We start from the raw sequence: 18,213 nt of genomic DNA on the forward strand, positions 1-18,213 counted from the left end.
CCGGACGTGATGTCCTTCATCGTGGGCGTCGAGAACTACGACAACGCCGAACTCAACAGGCTTGTCTATGCGTCGGACGATGCGCAGAAAGTCCACGACCAGCTTGCGATCGTGTCCAATCTGGACAGCAATAGCCGACTGTTCGTCGCGGATGACACGACCGGATCGAAGTTCACGGATGACGACCTGCGGCGAGAACTGATATTGTTCTCGCGCCAGATAAAAAGGGATAGAAACAATCTGAATATCGTTGTTTATCTCGGCGGCCACGGCACTCTATCGCCGGGAAAGAAACTTTGGTATCTCCCGAGCAATTATGACCCGGTCAACCAGCTAAATTTTGTTCCGTTCTCGGAGATACTTGAGTATTTCACAGACCAGGTGGCGACCACAGGTGTCTACGGAACGAAGATTACATTCCTGGTGAACATATGCGGCGCTGGCAACGCGGAGTCGCTCGCAAATCCGGCGCTACGCAGCCAGAACGTTGACAATGAACTGATATCGGTATCTCAACAGATCTATCGTGAACTCGAATTCGGCAGACTGAGCCTGGCGATCGTTCCTGCGACGCCCCGAGACCGAAACGCCTTTGAGGACGAAGCGCTCAAGAGCAGCCGGTTTGCCCATTACCTTCTCGAAGGCATGAAAGGACGGGCCGCTGGCGCCGACGGCGTCCTCACCGCCAACAGTCTTTTCGGATACATCGAGAAAGGTCTGAAGGAGGAGCTTCCCAAAAACACGGGTTTCGCTGGCAATGTCCAGCTGGGCGTCACACGAGGCTTGGAAGGTCGCGCCAGTCTTGAACTGGGCACTGCTCTCTTCGCCGCCGCCGAAAATCTACGCGCCATGGCTGCGCCTCTACCTCCCGACGTCTTGGATCACATCGCGCTTATGCAGGATCTAGCGTCCCTCCAATTGGCTCGGGTCGAAACACGAAATACAGATCTTGGTCCCCGATCGAAGCTTCGCAAGATCAAGGTCGACGCCACTCGCGGGGCGGTTACCGATGTCGGCGGGTCCATGACAGATGGAGAGGGACAACTCCTCGATGCCGCCGAGCTCAAGGAACTCGGCGCTCTGTCGGAGACGGCGAAAACGTTCAACACCCTTCGGCAGTTCAGGGACTCCCTGAAGTCAAATCCCGGATCGAAGGCGCTGCTGCTGGTCGATGACACGCCCGACAGGGGACAAGAGGTCGCGGTCTGGAAAAGGATATTGGCGAATTTGGTCCGCGAATTCGAGTTTCAGACGCTCGATGCGGCTGCCCCCAGGGACCTCGCCTGGGTCGAGGTGTTGCAAAGGGTCCGGAAGGCCGACGACCTACGCCGACGATCCGCGGGGCCGTCTCCATTGCTGGTTATTTATGTCGGTCGATCAGATTTGAGACCTTTGGAAACGAGTCCGATTGCAACGTGTAATCGTCTCGAGAGGAGCCCCGAATGCGACCTCATCCCTTTTGGTATCCGAGATCTCCAGCTTGTTCAGCAAGTATGGGGCGCGCCGTTCACCTTTATTCATGACGCGCCGTTCGGGGGTCATCTTCTCGAGGATCAGCCGGCTCAGGTTTCCTTGCTGGTGGGCGCAAGAGAGTTCAACGGAATGACGTTCGGCGGCTCCCGCGGTTCATCATCTTTGGCTTTAGCGACGGCGTTCGAGGAAGGTGCCGAAGATCCGGCAACCCATCCTCTGGTCCAGAAGACAAGGGCGTCTTTTGTCGACACTTTTGGCTCAACCGGCAACGACTTCGTGGTGGGCACCCCGCTCTGGAAGCCACACGGAACTTTATTGATGGATATTGCCGCGAACCAATTCGGTGCGGCCTCACAACTGGTCTTCCAAGCCGCGTCGGGATGCCTCGCCAAGTCCGACACCGATTGCGGCGCGGCGATAAAAACTCTGATAGGCGAGCAGAATCCCCTAAATGAGCTCGAAGAAGCATCAAAGCACGATCTCAGATCCGAATCCGGCGAAGCGGCCAACGGGTACCATAAGGCCGAACAAGTATTCACCGCACTCCAGCAGCTGCCAGATGCATACGGTGCGGCCGCTACCGGGGCGGAGGTCTCCAAACTCACAGGACTTATCGCGAAGCGGCTCATGGGCGTGCGAAGCAAATTGGGTCGCCACGTGACCCTAGTCACACTATCGATCGGCGACTACCGCTCTCCGCTAATCGCGGACCTGAACAACACGGCCGACGACATCGAGGCATATCAGGAGGCCTTCGCCGAATTTTTCGGTAGGATCGAAAATATCGAGTTCGAGCATATCGCTTTGCCTGAAGACTCCAGCGCCGATGCCATCCTCCAGAGGTTGAGTACACTACGAGAGGCCTCGAAGGACAGGCCAGCTGATCTGATCGTCTTCGTCTACAGCGGCAGGGGGATTGAAATCGGAGGTCGGCGCTTCCTGGTGACGACGCAGGCCGAACCCGGGGAAACCGAGGATCAGATAGGGGGTTCTTTCGCGGGTTTCGCGGGCGGCCTTCGGCAGCAAAACGTTGTCTGGCAACCAACGACGCTGGTCGATTTGGCCGACATCGCCGAAGCGATGCGGGATGTCTGGTTTTTCGGCATCTACGACGCGCAGTTTGCCGCACCTATCCGGGACGGCGCGATAGACAGCCTTCTCCAGAAGCACGTCGATTCCGTCAGGTTGCCGACGAGCCCGGCGCCTACGACAATTACCGCGCAGTCGAACACCTTCCTGTTCGCACCCAGAGGAAACATTCCGGCGCGGCAGGTCCACCTTTGGTTGGAAGGCAAGCTGGTCCAGTCTAGCAGCGCGCCGAACGGGTGCTTGGCGCAGATCGGCGAACCATTGAAGGGCCCGGCTTCTCCCCTTGCGGCCGCCGTCGTTTCGTCATTTGAGACATTCAAGCAAGGGACCTATCGCGACTGGGTGAAGAATGTAGCCCAGGGCAGTTGCCTTCGGAAGGGCGATGCCATCGATGGCGTTCTCACGGCTCAGGGCGACCTCGATGTGCCGTTTCTCGCGAGCGGCGACGGCGCGGATCTCGTGAGCTATTTTCAGGACGGTTCGGCGCGGCGCGAACTAAATATTTCTGCGGCGGCGGCGGTCGCGAATGATGTCCTCGAAACATTCCCCACTGAATTGAACCGGTTGTCCGTGGGGGCTTTAATGATCGCCCTTATGCAGCAAAGCAAACAGCGCAATGACCTGTCGGGACAGACAGCGATGAGCGCCGATTGGTCGGCGACCGCAAAAAAGGTTCTCGAACGGGATATGGACCCGCCCGGGCCTCTTTCGCCTGGAGCCGACGCCGAGAACGCCGAGCTCGAAGCCATGCGCGTTGAACTCATCAGCCGATTCGACATGCTTAACGGTGAACCGGACCGGGCAAGAGACACTCTTTTATCCGCCTCGCCGGACGTGCTCTCGCGGCGAAAATTACCCCAGCGGCTTGCCGAGATCGCGGGAGAGGCGCTGCGGAGGCAGCCTACCGAGATTCTAGGGCAGGCTAATGCCAAGATCGCAAAGCTCCTCGAGTCGCCGAGCCGACAGGCCGCTCTTACGTCTCTCGCCGCCCAGATCGATGCCGAACGCCGGCTGAGAGGCGAGCCCTACAGGATAGGGGTACCAACGCGATGAGCGTCTGAGCGTGCCGCTGTTTGGCTTTTCGCTATTAGATCTTGCCGGTTTCGAATTCGTGCTGGTTCCACAAGGTGCTAAACCGGAGAACGCCATTACAAGGGAGAAGGTTATTTCTGGTATTAAGGATGGGCCATTGGATGACCTTCCAAACAATACCAACCTCGGGGAGCACTTGAAATTCCTGGTGTACCTGCTGAGAGGTAGATACGACGATATCAAGCAGAAATGCTTCTGACGACGACAGGAACGGAGCGACCATATCTGGACCTCATGACATTGACAGAATGACATGCGACGGTGCGGTTGCGCACGGCGAGAAAGGCCATTTGGCCGACGAAGGTTGAACTGAGAAGGTATGGGCGCATTGTGCTGAGCGAGCGTGACGTCCAAGGGAACCGTTCTTCACCAGCCCTATGCCCGGGCATTGTTGCGGGGATGTTCACGTTTTGAGCTAAGAAGATCGCATAATGGATCAAGCGGACTTGCGGCATTTCCGCCTCCGCTCAGGAATCTTTGAGGGGAGAGAGGAAATCAAGATCAATTTGCTGGCTGGTAAACCACTTGCGAGCGCTAATGGAGTCCGGTGTCACGACCCTAAAAAGCGGAACGGCGCGCTCAAATTCTTCCGGCCAATTGAACTTCGAAGACGCTGCGACGGAGTCGAGTTCTTCTTTATCTCCGTTGTCGTAGCCTCGAGCCGTGCTTCTTCGTCAAGCACCGCAATAAACTGGATCTCAGCCCCTCTTGTATTGAAATCAGGAGATGCTGAGACTCGAATGCAACGAAGCGATCTGTAAACTCGCCCAGAATCAGAATTCCTTTTATGCTTGTCCTTCGATTGGCTGCGGATCGCAATTACGGGTCCATCACTCAGGGCGTCGGGAAATGCGAAGCGGCCGTACCGACGTTCCAAGGTGTGAGCGAACGTGCAGCGTGTTTCATCGCTACTGAAGCCTATGGCACGTCTCATGCCTGCAAGGGCCTTCTTTTGGACGGCACAGAGTTTCGTCAGGTCAACAACGAGGTTCTCGCCCGGCGAGTTCTCAAGTTGGGCCGCAGCGGGCGTCGTGCCTTTGGCAACGGCCTGCATCAAGCCCAGCTTGGCTTTGACTAATGGTGCAACAGCAACAAGATCGCGTCCTTCAGCGAAGTTCACGATATCGCATGTCTGAGTCAGAACCACCCAGCCCTCGACCCAGGCCACGTCCATGGAACCATGTTCATTTACGAACATGGTCGGGAACTCGCGCGCGTCGAGAGTGTAGTCTCCCTGACGCCACGATCTGAGTATGTCCTTTTCGTCTTCTAAAAGGCTAACGCAAAAGCGCATGATCTGCAGGGAGTGCGACACGGCGGTAGCGGGTCAGATGCCGACCCTGCCGATCGAACGCGGCAAGCCCGGACCGGGATTGCTCGCCCATATCATGGTCGCCAAATTCGACGATCATATCCCTCTCTACCGCCTATCCGAGATGTACGACCGGCTGGGAATAGACATCTCTCGCTCTGTCATGGCGGACTGCGTTGACCTGTTGCGAGCTGAGACTGGATGAAGCTCGCGAACTCCTTCGCGGGATGCAGAAACTCTGCATGAATAACGAACACGAGTCTCTCTACATGGCGCTCTGCGGGGAGCTATCAGCGATCGAGCAGGACCATGAAAAGACTGTGCAGTACCACGAACGAGCATGGATCAAGCCCCGGGCGGTGACGGCACCATGCACCGCAGAAATGGTGCATGCGATCGCCGTGAATAGGGCGCTGCTCGGAAACGCGGACAAAGCGGCAGCTTGGCTCGCCTTGGGGGAGCAGGCCGACTTCGTGCAACACTTTTGCGGCATTCGAATTACCTTGGTCAAGGCTTGGCTGGATATCCTCGCGGTAGACGGAATAGCCTCCGGTGTGCGATTTGTGGAGATCGAGGACGCCATCTTTAATATACAGGCGCCTGAGTTGCAGATAGAGATGTTGGAACTCCTTGCACGTGCGGAGGTTAGGGGCATCTATGCACCTGCGCGGATCAAGAGCTGGAACGATTATTTCCGGTCGGTTAGACCATTGATGCTCTGCCCTAAGTTCCGGCGGGATTTCTGGCTCGGATTGAGCCGTGTGAAACACGAGGCCACCCGACTCGACCTTGATGCGGGAGCGCGGGCCCGCCTGCTGCAACGGTCCACGTGGGCGAAGGATTGGGGGAACCGAGCAGTCGAGCGAAGAGATTGTTTCCGGAGGGATCCGCAATGAAAGCGCTAGTGACCGGATTCGACGCGTTTGCCGGGCTTCCGTTTAACCCGTCCGAAGAGATTTTGAAAAGCCTAAGACGGCATCCCCCAAACGACCTGTTCGATCTGATCGAGTTTTCGGTCCTTCCAACTTCATACGCGGGAGTCGACAACTGGCTCGAGCGAAGCCTCGATCTCGCCCTGGACGCAGATCTAATCCTAATGCTTGGCCTGTCTGTGTCGACAGATAGGCTTATGCTTGAGCGCTTTGCCATCAACGTAGCCGATTGTGGCGTAGCGGACAATCGCGGCGAGGTTCGCAGTGGAGTCGCGATTGTCGATGGCGGCCCCCGCGCATACGGGACCTCTGTCAATCTTGAACGTGTCGGAGCGCAGCTGGCGGTGGCTGGCATCCCCTATTGCGTGTCGAACAACGCGGGCGACTACGTCTGTAACTATATCTATTACCGCGTACTTAGACGCTTAGACGAAGTGGCGTCGACCGCGAAGGCCCTGTTTGTCCATATACCTTGGGCTTATCCCGTGACGATACAGGAGCATTTCGATTTGCCGCAACGGGACAGGCATCTAGCAGCCATCGGAAAATTACTGCTGGCATGCCGGATGTATCTAGATGAGTGCTGAACTGCACGGCTGTGGTTCGGCGTTGACGGATGACCCCGTGGTTCACGTGGGAGGCGCAGGCGATCAGATCTTGGACCACCGCAACGGGAACTTGCACCCCGCGCATGGGCGGAGGCGGGACAACGGCAGGGAAAACTCGTCATCCATTTTGTGGCCAACAGTGACCGACGCCCGCAGTGAGATAGGATTAGCAGCATACCGCCGGACGCCAATACCCTCCTGTGGGTCGGCGATCACTGCCTGAAGACATACGACCGCGTCAACGTGATCGTTGCCGGCAAGCAGCCGGAGTCCCAGTACCTTACGATCGACGAGGCGGTGAAGCATTGTGAAGAGGGCATTGGCGTCCGGGACTGGGCAAGCTTCGAAAACAATACAATCGCGCCGGACGTCGTGATGGCATGTGCGGGCGACGTGCCAACTATGATAAGGACGGTCAACGTCGTCGATCTACTCGCGCTGCAAGGTCCGAAGGTGCATCCTCATGGCCTCGATGATGCACGGTTCGATAGTATCTTTACGCAGGACAGGCCGGTCATCTTCGCCTACCACGGCTATCCCTATCTCATCCACCGGTTGACGTGCCGGCGCACCAATCACGGCAACATCCACGTGCGCGGGTTCGTGGAGGAGGGAACTACGACGACGCCGTTCGACATGACCGTATTGAACGAGCTGGACAGGTATCATCTCGCTCTCGAGGCGATCGCGCGAGTGCCCGATCTCGCCGAGAAGGTGCCAGATGTAGTGGCAGACCTGCATGCAAAGCTCGACGAGCACCGGGCGTTCGTGCGGGAGCGTGGAGAAGACATGCCGGAAATCCAGAATTGGCGCTGGGCACGCTCCTCCTAGCGCCACCGATGACCGGATTTGGGTAGCGACTGCCACCGCATACTGCCGCAGCCACGCTGGCAGGAGAGAGGATTCGAGTGCGAGGTGGCAACCTCGCCTTCGACTTGGGGTGTCCCAACGGCAAGCGCAGCCTTTGCAGCGTCAGCTTCAGCCTGTTTCGAGTCCTTTTCGCTCTGCAGACGATGCGATCCCAAAACGTCGTAGAGAATGATCGCCGGATCATGCTGCAGCCGTCAACGAGAGGCAGCTAAGGGTGAAGCCCGTAGAAGCTTCTCGAGTACGAACAGCGCGGTTGGCGAGGACATGTTCCCATAGTCCGAGAGAACCTCACGTTCCTGATGAGGGTTCCATGGCTTAGTTTAAGCGCCGATTCCAAGGCGGTGATAACCTTGGATCCACCGGGGTGGCACGCAAACCGGTCAACGTCGGCAGGAGTAAGATCTGATCGGGCGAGTATGGACGTTACGCCCTTCAGCACATGAGTTTCGGCGAACGGTGGTATCGCACGGTCGAAGATCACGCCCAGACCCTCCGGATCGACGCTCCATCCCATGATGTCTAGCGTGTCGGGCCACGTATGCTGGCCTGCAAGTTCGACCTCGGCCAGACCGGTCTCACTGGCACGCACCACGCAGGCGGCGGCCCCGTCGCCGAAGAGGGCGGTCGCCACGATGTTCGCCTTCGTAAGCTTGTCTGTTGGTTTCCACGCGGAACTGAGCCGGTTTTTCCACCGAGAAGTGAGCCACCTCTAAGTATGGTTTTCTGATCAGGCTTTGGTCAATGGGTTGGCCTTTTCTCCTCTCTTTTGTGCCGCGGCAGCCGAGCTGGCTTTGAAGCGGAAGCTGTCGTTCCCGGTTTCCGGGATATGGCAACGGTGGGTCAGGCGATCGAGAAGAGCCGTCGTCATCTTGGCGTCGCCGAAGACTGTGGCCCATTCACTGAAGCTAAGGTTGGTGGTGATGACGACGCTGGTCCGCTCGTAGAGCTTGCTCAACAGGTGGAAGATCAGCGCTCCGCCGGAGGCGCTGAACGGAAGGTATCCCAACTCGTCCAGGATCAGCAGATCGAGGCGAACCAGCGTCTCGGCGATCTGTCCAGCCTTGCCCTTGGCCTTTTCCTGCTCCAGCGCATTGACCAGTTCGATGGTCGAGAAGAAGCGGACCTTTCGGCGATGATGCTCGATCGCTTGAACTCCGAGAGAGGTCGCGACATGTGTTTTTCCTGTGCCCGGCCCGCCGACGAGCACGATATTCGGCGCTCCGTCCATGAACTCGCATCGGTGCAGTTGGCGCACCGCCGACGTGGCTGCCAGACAAGCCGGCGTTCATGTCGGCATGCCGGCGGCGAAAGCGCAGGCGTTATTCCGCGGCCTGATGCTGGTCGATGCGGATCCTGCAACGGATGCCGCAGCACTCGAGCGGATCACGCTCTGGGCTCTGACGCTCTATTGCCCGACCGTCGCGGTCGATGGGATCGATGGCATTGTCATGGATACCGAGGGTGCCGATCACCTGCAAGGCGGCGAACTGCCGATGGTGACGAAGATCGCCAATCAGTTTCTGGCCAGAAAGCTCACGCCCGGCGTCGCCGATACCTGGGGAGCAGCTCATGCCTGCGCGCGCGCCATCAGTCGGGCTACGGTTATCGTGCCACTCGGTGAGACCGTGCGCGCCGTCGAAAACTGCCGATATCGCTTTTGCGCCTTCCGGGGAAGGTCGTCAGCGACCTTCGTACGCTCGGCTTTCCAGACGATCGGCGAATTGGCCCACACGCCGCGCGCGCCGCTGACGCTATCACCTAGCACGTTGCAAAGCGGTCCGCTTCACTCTCCTCGTCGCGGCTTTGTTGCGCCGTCCAGGCCCGATCATCGTGGCCAGAAGCGTATAACCGACTTCATGTGCAAGGATCCATTCGATCGCCCGGAAGAAGAATACGTCGCCGGCGATTAACCTATCGGACCGGAGGTCGGGTTTCGGGAAATAGCTGTTCCATCGGTGGCCCCGCGGCTTGGCCAGCGCCCTCGCCTCGTGGATGAAATGGTAACCGAGTTCCTCCTCCGAACCTTCCACGAAATCCAAGCGAGCCTGGCCGGAGCGACGGGCGTTGAACATCGCTGCACACAAGCGGCCGACACCCGGCGACATGGCCCAGAGGCTGGCAATTCCGTGCCAGTCCGCCGTTACCGAGGCCTCGCTTGGCTTGCACTTGAAAAGCATTGATGAGTGCTTCTCGGTGAACTCTAGCTTAAGAGGAAGATTAACGCTCGACGTTGCGACAATGCTATCGAAGGTCGCTCGGATTCTTGCTTCATAGCCAATGAAGAGGTCTGAAAAATTCGGCAGCGTGTCGCCCATAAATTGTCCCCTCTTCCATCACTTACTGCTCCTGGGTTATTTCTGGGGCGCTGGAGTCCGCACGTAAAAATTGGTCGATCCACCATCTTCCAGCAAAATTTCGGACGGCTCCTCGGCGGAAAGACATAATTGTAGCACGCTGCGATCATCTCTCTCTGCAGCAGTTGACTGGCCGCCGCCAAGGAAGGCTTCCTGCTCGCTTTCTGTCAATTCCGCCCAGAAGCCATCGGTGGCAAGAAGAAGCGTGCCACTGGCCTTCTTTTCCGCGAGGACGTCTGGGGCCATGAACTCCCTGGAACGAAAACTCTGGGTGAGAAGGTGCCTCCTGGTGGATCTTGCGATGGCATCGAGAGGCATGTCGGCCAAGGCGTTTGCAAGGGTGTGGCTTGACTTGCCAGTGTACTTGGCCGTCGTGCCTGCCAAGAAGGCAATCTCCTGAGTGGAGGACCGTCAAGGAGCCTTTGTCCGTTACGTGAAAGAGGATAATGCTGGCGGAACCCCTCGGAAACGATTTTGCGAAGGGCTTGATGAATCTCCCGGAGCTTGGCTTGCATGACCTCGTGGCCCCATGCATCGTCCGTTCCGGCAAACCAGTCGACGACAGCTTCGACGATTGACTGTGCATATCCCCCGTTGTTTGAGCCGTTCGTGGCGCCATCAGCCACAACAGCAAGAAATTCGCCATGTCTCCCGGCGATCCCCGCATGGTCGCGATTGTCGTCGGTGCGCGTTCCCTTTTGGCTCAACCATCGGGCCTCGATTTTCATTGTGCGGGGCCATCCGCACAATGGCTTATCGAGACAAACCTGTCCCGGACGATTTCTACACGACCGGCGGGCCCGCGGATATTGCCATCGAGGAAATCGTCGAAGTCAGCTTGATCGAGGAGCGCACGAAACTCGATGAAATTTTGAACGTCGTTGTCGGCCGCCGTGACCTCGGCAAGGAGCTCCTCCCTGCCGTCGACAATAAGGAGGATGTCTTCAGCGTCACGGCTCATGATCAAGTCGCCGTTTCCCCTTCCGGCATAGGCTTCGAGCTTCGTCGCAAGAAACATTGGCGGCGTCAGGATCCGGATCGTGAGGTCTTCCGAGAGCTGGTAATGCTGTGCCGTCTCGATTCCACTCGCATACCATCGATTTGCGAATCCGAGGATAGCCGGATCATCCGGCATGAAGTCGACCGTGAGCTTGCCGAGACGCATGCGGCAGATCACCGCCTCGTCAGCGGCCTCCATGAAGCCCAGTTGTCGAAGCTCTTCCTGGAGCTGTGCCCAGGCAGGAAGGCCCGCCAGGTCAACGATCAGGTCGATGTCATCTGTGGCACGCACATCCTCGAGCGTGACCGGATCAGTGATGAATAGCGCGGTCGTGCATCCGCCAACGAAGACCAGGCGCGAGCGGAGGTCTTCGCCAGGGGCCGAGGCAACGGCTTTCATCATTTCCAGCAGTTGAGCGCGGATCGCTGTCATTTGCTCATGATCCTTGACTTGAGGTGGTCGGTCGCGAGACCAACTTCCCGCTGGTTCCCGAGCCGGATCGCATCGACCAACGCGAGGTACTCATAGAGTGCGTCGTCCTTCAGGACTGCGTCCGGCACGGTCTTGAAGAGCGGCTCCACCGCCTGCCCCATCTCCCTTCCGTTGGCATAGGGCCAAACGTAGTTGTACGTCCCGCCGCTGATCAGGAGTTCCGTGAGCATAGGTGCGGCGAAGGCGGTCGGTATGCCGCGCTGTATCGGTCCAACTTGGGCGGGGAAGACGAACTTTAGCCCGGTGGTAATGAAGCCGAACAGGTTCCTTCGGCTTGGCCGAGGCTCGTTCCTGCTGTTGTCTTTTCGCGCGATGCCTGATGCGACACTACGCTTGATCGACTGCGCTATTTCGGTCTTGCTGATCCCGAGTTGCGCTTCTAGGTTCCGAACGGAATATGGATCTCCCCCCACGGATTCCGATCGCAACCGATCGATGCCCTTGGTGAGTTCCTGATCTTGCAGGCTTACCAGCTTCAGCAGGACGACGATATCTTGGCTCTTCATAATAGTGTCCTCTGTCCTAGGACCGAGGACACTTAGCCTAAAGCAATTGGTCCTGTCAAATCTGTGGACATCGCCCTTAGGGTTGATCGTCTGGAGCAAAGAGCTCGATGTACCTCACAGTAAGTGCTTGGGCGATTTGGTAGATGATGATGATCGAGGGGTTTCCGAATTGATCAAGACCAGATTTCCAGCCGAAGCAAAGGCGCCTGGCCAATCTCTCGCCGGCACCGCCCCAAATAATATCTAAAATCGCGGGAAAAGCGGAATGGCATTAGCTCGAGATAACGCATACATTTCGCGAGAAACCTACGGGAAACCCTGACCAGCTTTCGGCTTTCACTGAGGTGATTGCCACCGCTGTTATGACATGATGAAACAAAGGTTGGATGACGACCCCACATGTCGAAACTAGAGAATCATATAATCTCGACACAAGCTGTTCTATCAAGATCTCATTTTGCCAAATCACGGTTCAACGGTTCGATTCCCATCAAGGCGAGGGATGAGTTGGGTATGCCGCTCCGAATAGTCCCATTTGTCACATCACTGAAAAACTTCTGACCTAACGAGGCTTTCCGGGCCTCCGCTCAGGGTGCGGCCGTCGATCAGGAGTGACGAAATCATGTTGGAACGTGTTGGCAGCGGATCGAAAGAGGTCGAAACCCTGGTCGTGGACCTCGGCCAGAAAGACGTGACCGGCCGTTCTGCATCGGCAAAAACCATCGACGCCAGCGAAATACGCAAGATCGCGCCGAGCGGCAACGGGCAGGCACTCGACATCTCCGCTGCGCGGGGCTTCGTCGGGTTTACGCCGAGCAAACGCGGCGGCGCCGCGATCCTGGTCGATGCAAAGGTGAGCACGCCCGAAACCGACCCGCGCACCGATCTCAAGATCGACCTCGACGGTTTCTCGCCGCTGCCCTCCAGCAATCTCGCCAGCTATTCGTTCAACGACGTCATGGCGGCGATCATGATCGGCACCGGGCTGGCCGGCAAGGGCATTGCCGCCAACGGCTCAGGCGACGCCGGCAGCGGCGGCGACGCCTGGATCGCCGAGCGCATGTTCGCCACCAAGGATAATGGCTGGAGCAAGACCATCCAAAGTCTCGATCTGCCTTATATCGACAGCGACTATCTGACATCCAGCCTCAAGAAGATGGACCTTGTCATGTCGGGTTCGGATGCCATCGAGCCGGTCGTGGAGCGCCCGATCGACGAGAAAGACATCCTGGAAAGCAGGGTGCTGCGCGGTTACGCTCCGTCGACCGCCTATGAGCCGACGCTGAAGAAGCTCGACGAACTCAAATACGGCATTCTCGGCGACGCCGTGAAGGTCGTGAACCGGGATTTCGTGGCGCCCCACAATATGGACCACCTCGACCAGCTGGCGCCGGAACAGAAGGCAACGCTGCTCTACGATCTCATCGAGATCAAACAGCAGTTCAACGGCTATATGAACCAGTATGGCGACAGCGTGCCCGATGGCGAGCGCGTCGGCAAGGACCTCGACGCGCGGATCGAAAAGCTGACGGCTGATCCCGCGACGCAGCAGCATCTCTCAGATATCTTCGCAAGCGGCATGAAGGAATATCTGCAGCAACCGGAGAATTCCGATCTGCTCACCAACATCGAAGCCGCCTATCTGATCGATATCGGCGGCGGCAAGGCGATCGACCGGGCGCTGAGCGCCGGCAAGAGCTTCGAAGATGCCCTGAAGGATTATTATTCCGAACTCAACACGCTCGTCGATCTCCTGCCCCAGGATTATATCGACGCGCATCTCGACGCCGCGAACGTCACCTTCTCAAACATCATCAAGGAACATTATATCGGCGACGGCCAGGGTGTCGATCTCGAGCAGTTGCTGTCGGGTCCGGATGACACATTTGTGCCCGGCGCAACGAATGACGCCATCAGCCAGTTGGCAAACACCTTCGCCGAGGATTTCATCAGCAAAAACGGCCCGGCAGATGGCGGCGAAACGCTGAAACAGAATCTGGCGCAGGACATAGCACGCGACGTTGACGGCGTTCTGCGCATGGTGCGCGGCGGCATGAAGCTCGACGCCGCGGTCGCCTCCTTCAAGGATTCGCTCGACCTGCCGCGCCAGACCCGCACACCTGCTGGCATCGATGCCGAAGTGTACAAGGCCGGCCTCGTCCATGCGGTCCAGATGCTCAGCATGTCGAGCGTGCTGGTGGCGCGCGGCCTCGGTGTGGGCGGCAAGTGGACGCCGGCCGATATCGCCGCTGCGGTCGGCTCGGCGACGCAGATCGTTGGCATGACGATGGAGGGTCTCGGCAAGAACCTCGACGTTGCCGGCAAGCCGTTCAGCGCCTTCGGCAATCAGCCGGGCAGCTGGGGCAAGGGGATCTCCATGAGCTTCTCGCCGAAGACGATGGAAGCGGCGGGCAAGATTCTCGGTGCCGCCGGCGGCCTCGCCATGGCCGGCCTCGGCTTCTATCTGGCGTCGCGGTCGATGAAGACCGGCGACCGCGCCAAGGGCGCGCTCGAAATCATCGGCGGCATTGCCGGTACCGGCAACGCGCTTATCGGTTTCTCCGAAGCGATGCTCTATCTGACCAATGTCATGTCCCGCGCCTTTTCCGGACTCGAAACGGTGGCGCCGGAAGTGGTGACCATCTTCAGCAACGCCGCCAAAGCCGGCCTTGCTGCGGCCGGACTGGTCACCGGCCTCGTTGCCTCGGCCGTTGGGCTGGCACTTGGCCTGTGGGATATGGCCAATGGCGTGAAGAAGCTCGACAGGATGGAAAAGCAGCTGAACGAGAAGCTTGAGCGCTACACCGGCGAGTCCGTGCATCTCGAATTCCGGCCGGATCCGTCATTCATCTGGTAAAGGCATAGTCGGCGGCAACGATGACCGCCACCCCGGAAAAGCCTGGGAAATGCCCTGCGAGCCTCGGTAAAAATGTGATTTGATCCCCCCGCGCGAGGTCGCTGCATTTATGCAACCGCGATGTCGCGATCGGGCTTGAATTATCGCGCAAAGGTCGATCTTATGCCTAACGTAAGGTAAACGACCTCATCCGCGAAAAGCGGACAAGAAAATCAAAGGGAACGCATGTCATCCATCGCACCAGCATCTTCGGATATCGATACGGTTTCATTTCTCAGGCTAAACGCCAATTCCGATCCGAAGTTCGAAAATTCGACAAGCCAGGGCAAGACCGCGAGCACCACGGTCAAGAAGGCATCGCCTTTTACCTCTGACGGGACGACGACGGCAGGCCTGACGATTCTCTCCTCCATATCGGCGCAGACGAGTAGCCCGAAGTTCGTTTCGCAGGCCGCGACGTCAAATGGCGATTCCAGCCCTACCGCACCGATCCAGCCGGTCATCGATCTCCTGTTCAATTCCGATTTCATGAGCGAGATCAATCAGGGCTTCATGGAAGGGCTGAAGGACAAGGACAAGTCCTTCGAGAGCATCGACGTCGTCAAAAACCCTCAGAATTACACCGCCGAGCAGAAACTGATCATGTATCTCGATCTGCTTCAGACTAAGGCGACCTTCGGCAAATACAAGGACAGCCTCGGCGACAACCAGCGCGGCATCTACAACGACCAGGAGATCCTGAAGGATCTCGACAAGTCGATTGCAATCCTGGGCTCGGACGCCGACGTCAACTCACAGATGACGGAGAAGGCGCTGAAGGCCTTCAAGCTGATCTTCTCCGGTTATCGCGTCGCGCCGGCCGATACCAACAAGGACGCTTTCGAGATCATCAACGACACGATCACCCGTGACGAGAAGATGAAGGACCTGCGTACGAAGGTCGAGGATGCCTTTGAGCGCGACATCGTCAATGGCGGCCTGCTGAATGACGGCCTGAAATCCGGCAAGGACGTCACCACCATTCTCAAGGAATATAATGCCGCCCTCGGCTTCTATTCCATGGTGCTTCCCGACGATTTCGTAAAGCAGCGCTCGGCGATTGCCGACAAGACCTATGCCGAATTCTTCGACAAGAACGTGCTGCCGACGATCTCCGATCCGACGACGGCGCTCGATGGCCTGATCCGCATGGGACTGGCCGGCAACAAGACCGAGCGGGAGCTGAAGGGGCTCGGCTCCATCCTGCCGGTTGTGGATTTCGACCAGTCGCTCGGGCTCGGCGGCAGTCTGTTCCCCGATCTCAAGATCGACCTCGACGGTTTGAAGAAGGTTGCCGCTTCCGAATTCGGCAGCACCGTGCCCAACAACATCACCCACCTGTTCAACCCGACCATCCAGGCGATGGCCAGCCAGTTTCACGGGGGAGACAGCCCCGAGGTGCGCGATCAGTTCAAGGCCGATGTGAAGGCGCTTCTCGGCCCGCTGCTCGACAAGATCGGGGCCGGAAAAATCGGAGTCGGCGATCTTGCCGGCAATCTGGAGCGCATCACCTCGCAGCTGGCCGCCCCCGGTGGCAAGGAGGTCTGGGGCTACCGCCATGCGGTGCAGACCGCGCTCGAAGGGCTCGTCATGGGCGCCAGCCTTGTCTCGAAGATGTCGGCCAATGCTGAGTGGGACAAGAGCGTCTCGCCGCTGCCCTCCAGCAATCTCGCCAGCTATTCGTTCAACGACGTCATGGCGGCGATCATGATCGGCACCGGGCTTGCCGGCAAGGGCATTGCCGCCAACGGCTCAGGCGACGGACGCTTCTTCGCCGGCAGCGGCGGCGACGCCTGGATCGCCGAGCGCATGTTCGCCACCAAGGATAATGGCTGGAGCAAGACCATCCAAAGTCTCGATCTGCCCTATATAGACAGCGAATACCTGACATCCAGCCTGAAGGACATGGGACTTTTCATGTCGGGGCTGATGAAGACGCTGATGCCCGGCACGGATGTGATCGATCCGATCATCGTCGACGGCAAGACCGCCGAAGAGGCGATCAAGAAGATCATCGCTCCGAGCCTTGATGCGCTGGCGGAAACACTGTTCAAGGGCAATGCCGAGGCCATGGCGCAATACAAGACCAATTTCACGACGATCTTCACCGCGCTTTGGGCGACGATGCGCCCGGGCGGCAGCGTCGAAACCATCAAGGCCGACCTTGCCAAGCTGATCGACAAGACTGCGACGGCAGTGCCAGCGGGGGTCGATCCTGTCAAATACAAGGCGGCGCTCTCTTCCGGCGTGATGTCGGTGCTCACAGCCTCCCGGTCCATCTATGCCGGCCTCAACGTGACGAGCCCGACCTGGGACAGCATCGGCATCGTCGTTCTGCACGCCCTTGGTGCGCTGGCGCATATGGGCAGTGCGCTCGGCTCGGCGATCAAAGCCTCGAATTTTTCGCTGCTGGATGGGATCGGCTCGCTCGTCGGCGTCTCCGACGAACTGGCGCGGGCGCAACGCAGCGTGCTCTCCGCCTTTTTCAAGAATACCGGGACGACGGTCGGCGCCGTTGCCGGGGTCGCCTGGCTGCCGGTGGAATATTACCAGTTCCTGCAAGGGCTCACGAGCGGCAAGGGCGACCCGGTCGATCTCATTTTCATGGGTATCGGAACGGTAGCGGACACGGTCGGCGCGATCGAAGGCATTGCAGGCGTTGCCAACATGCTGGTGAACTCCACCTTCCTCGGGCGCACGGGTGCAACGGTTGCCCTGGTCTCCGGCGCCTTCTCGCTCGGTTTTGCCGTTGCTTGCGCGGTGTCCTGGGCGGCCTGGTCAGGCTTTACCATCTACCAGAGCATCAAGCAGGAAAAGGCCTTCCACAAGCAGACCGACATGATGAACGACATGCTCAAGCGCACGGTCAACGACACGGTCGGCATCTACGCCAAGACCGGGCCGATCGTCGGCGCCAAGGGCGGCGTCACCCCCGCGCCCCGCGACCCGGAACAGCGCGAGCTTACGCCTGAGAACTGGGACGCGATCACCGCCGATGTCGAGAAGCGCCGCGGTACGGCGGTGGGCTGATCCGGGACGCTTTCGCAACACCAAATATTTGAGTGTTCACAGGCCCGTTGGCGTAGAGGCGGTCGGGCCTGTGAACATTCGAACAAATTTAAGTATAAATTTCATGCGCAATCTGGATATCTGCTGCGTTTTATGGATAAAACGTTCCATTTTAATATAAAGATCGCTAAATTTATCATAGCGGACTGTACGTTCTGGAAATTAACCATCGGTTAAGTTTAAACAATTGACCAGCCGTTTTTTTATCCATATCAAATCATGCATTCATTTTGATAATTCCTTGATGGGGAGTGCTCATATGGCCGTGGATGCGGTGAATTCCGACCTGAACTTGGCGCCTGCAAACCCTGTCTCGGTGGAGCTGACGACTGATAAGACGGGTTCCACAGGCACCACCGGCAGCACGACGAAAAAGGTCAATCCGAACAGCGAGAGCGAGGTTCTCTCCGCTGCCGTGGACGCATTTCTGCCGGGCATGATTTCCAACACACTGATGCTGAACAATTCGCTTTTCAATTTCGCCAAGGAGGCGATCGACGAAGGCAGCGACGAGTAGCGT

General features: G+C 58.2%; 11 protein-coding genes and 5 pseudogenes. 10 read left to right on the forward strand and 6 right to left on the reverse strand.

Annotation, left to right across the window (positions count from 1 at the left end):
- Window positions 1–9 precede the first annotated feature (9 nt).
- Window positions 10–3,615: a hypothetical protein gene (locus GGI60_RS26200; RefSeq protein WP_183919292.1), complete on the forward strand. Its 3,606-nt coding sequence runs from the start codon at window positions 10–12 to the stop codon at window positions 3,613–3,615.
- 10 nt (window positions 3,616–3,625) lie between these two features.
- The gene (locus tag GGI60_RS26205; protein WP_183919291.1) at window positions 3,626–3,853 is read left to right on the forward strand and encodes a hypothetical protein; all 228 of its coding nucleotides are present in this window, start codon (window positions 3,626–3,628) and stop codon (window positions 3,851–3,853) included.
- A 351-nt stretch (window positions 3,854–4,204) separates the two neighbouring features.
- Here the strand turns inward: GGI60_RS26205 and GGI60_RS26210 are convergent, their stop codons facing one another.
- Window positions 4,205–4,852 carry a hypothetical protein gene (locus GGI60_RS26210; RefSeq protein WP_183919290.1) on the reverse strand — a complete coding sequence of 216 codons (648 nt, stop codon included), beginning with the start codon at window positions 4,850–4,852 and terminating at the stop codon, window positions 4,205–4,207.
- Between the two features lie 76 nt (window positions 4,853–4,928).
- Here GGI60_RS26210 and GGI60_RS26215 point away from each other — a divergent pair.
- From GGI60_RS26215 to GGI60_RS26230, 4 genes and pseudogenes are all read left to right on the forward strand, one after another.
- A pseudogene (locus GGI60_RS26215) lies at window positions 4,929–5,159 on the forward strand (transposase); the annotation flags it as partial.
- Window positions 5,160–5,208: 49 nt separating this feature from the next.
- Complete coding sequence (locus tag GGI60_RS26220; protein ID WP_183919289.1) at window positions 5,209–5,862, forward strand: hypothetical protein; 654 nt, start codon at window positions 5,209–5,211, stop codon at window positions 5,860–5,862.
- Window positions 5,859–6,485 carry a pyroglutamyl-peptidase I gene (locus tag GGI60_RS26225; protein WP_183919288.1) on the forward strand — a complete coding sequence of 209 codons (627 nt, stop codon included), beginning with the start codon at window positions 5,859–5,861 and terminating at the stop codon, window positions 6,483–6,485. The genes GGI60_RS26220 and GGI60_RS26225 overlap by 4 nt, the downstream gene beginning before the upstream one ends.
- Before the next feature lie 195 nt (window positions 6,486–6,680).
- Window positions 6,681–7,337: pseudogene (locus GGI60_RS26230) on the forward strand (phosphoketolase); the annotation flags it as partial.
- A 233-nt stretch (window positions 7,338–7,570) separates the two neighbouring features.
- Here GGI60_RS26230 and GGI60_RS26235 read toward each other — a convergent pair.
- Together GGI60_RS26235 and istB are read right to left on the reverse strand one after the other, a co-directional pair.
- Window positions 7,571–8,031: pseudogene (locus GGI60_RS26235) on the reverse strand (type III polyketide synthase); the annotation flags it as partial.
- 72 nt (window positions 8,032–8,103) lie between these two features.
- A pseudogene (istB, locus tag GGI60_RS26240) lies at window positions 8,104–8,631 on the reverse strand (IS21-like element helper ATPase IstB); the annotation flags it as partial.
- Between istB and GGI60_RS26245 the strand changes: the two are divergent.
- Window positions 8,603–9,130: pseudogene (locus GGI60_RS26245) on the forward strand (DNA polymerase Y family protein); the annotation flags it as partial. The pseudogenes istB and GGI60_RS26245 sit on opposite strands and share 29 nt — an antisense overlap.
- A 597-nt stretch (window positions 9,131–9,727) precedes the next feature.
- On the opposite strand, the gene GGI60_RS32190 reads toward GGI60_RS26245, so the two are convergent.
- From GGI60_RS32190 to GGI60_RS26260, 3 genes are all read right to left on the reverse strand, one after another.
- Complete coding sequence (locus GGI60_RS32190) at window positions 9,728–10,114, reverse strand: hypothetical protein (protein ID WP_246720487.1); 387 nt, start codon at window positions 10,112–10,114, stop codon at window positions 9,728–9,730.
- 340 nt (window positions 10,115–10,454) lie between these two features.
- Window positions 10,455–11,162, reverse strand: coding sequence for a hypothetical protein (locus GGI60_RS26255; RefSeq protein WP_183919287.1), 708 nt, complete (start codon window positions 11,160–11,162; stop codon window positions 10,455–10,457).
- Window positions 11,159–11,728, reverse strand: a complete 570-nt coding sequence (locus GGI60_RS26260) for a hypothetical protein (RefSeq protein WP_183919286.1) — start codon at window positions 11,726–11,728, stop codon at window positions 11,159–11,161. Before GGI60_RS26260 ends, GGI60_RS26255 begins: the two co-directional genes overlap by 4 nt.
- A 622-nt stretch (window positions 11,729–12,350) precedes the next feature.
- On the opposite strand from GGI60_RS26260, the gene GGI60_RS26265 reads away from it, so the two are divergent.
- The 3 genes from GGI60_RS26265 (at window position 12,351) to GGI60_RS26275 (ending at window position 18,210) form a co-directional block, all read left to right on the forward strand.
- A complete protein-coding gene (locus tag GGI60_RS26265; RefSeq protein ID WP_183919285.1) occupies window positions 12,351–14,585 on the forward strand; it encodes a hypothetical protein in 2,235 nt (744 codons plus the stop codon).
- Between the two features lie 225 nt (window positions 14,586–14,810).
- Window positions 14,811–17,654: a hypothetical protein gene (locus tag GGI60_RS26270; RefSeq protein ID WP_183919284.1), complete on the forward strand. Its 2,844-nt coding sequence runs from the start codon at window positions 14,811–14,813 to the stop codon at window positions 17,652–17,654.
- Between the two features lie 298 nt (window positions 17,655–17,952).
- The gene (locus tag GGI60_RS26275; protein WP_183919283.1) at window positions 17,953–18,210 is read left to right on the forward strand and encodes a hypothetical protein; all 258 of its coding nucleotides are present in this window, start codon (window positions 17,953–17,955) and stop codon (window positions 18,208–18,210) included.
- Window positions 18,211–18,213 lie beyond the last annotated feature (3 nt).

The sequence above is a fragment of the Rhizobium lentis genome (assembly GCF_014200175.1).
GTDB classification, from domain to species: Bacteria; Pseudomonadota; Alphaproteobacteria; order Rhizobiales; family Rhizobiaceae; genus Rhizobium; species Rhizobium mulingense.

Excerpts from the sequence above, each read along its gene's own strand:
- GGI60_RS26200 (WP_183919292.1), top strand. The coding sequence starts at position 10 with ATGTCCTTCATCGTGGGCGTCGAGAACTACGACAACGCCGAACTCAAC.
- GGI60_RS26210 (WP_183919290.1), bottom strand. The coding sequence starts at position 4,852 with ATGTTCGTAAATGAACATGGTTCCATGGACGTGGCCTGGGTCGAGGGC.
- GGI60_RS26220 (WP_183919289.1), top strand. The coding sequence starts at position 5,209 with ATGAATAACGAACACGAGTCTCTCTACATGGCGCTCTGCGGGGAGCTA.
- GGI60_RS26225 (WP_183919288.1), top strand. The coding sequence starts at position 5,859 with ATGAAAGCGCTAGTGACCGGATTCGACGCGTTTGCCGGGCTTCCGTTT.
- GGI60_RS26255 (WP_183919287.1), bottom strand. The coding sequence starts at position 11,162 with ATGACAGCGATCCGCGCTCAACTGCTGGAAATGATGAAAGCCGTTGCC.
- GGI60_RS26260 (WP_183919286.1), bottom strand. The coding sequence starts at position 11,728 with ATGAAGAGCCAAGATATCGTCGTCCTGCTGAAGCTGGTAAGCCTGCAA.
- GGI60_RS26265 (WP_183919285.1), top strand. The coding sequence starts at position 12,351 with ATGTTGGAACGTGTTGGCAGCGGATCGAAAGAGGTCGAAACCCTGGTC.
- GGI60_RS26270 (WP_183919284.1), top strand. The coding sequence starts at position 14,811 with ATGTCATCCATCGCACCAGCATCTTCGGATATCGATACGGTTTCATTT.
- GGI60_RS26275 (WP_183919283.1), top strand. The coding sequence starts at position 17,953 with ATGGCCGTGGATGCGGTGAATTCCGACCTGAACTTGGCGCCTGCAAAC.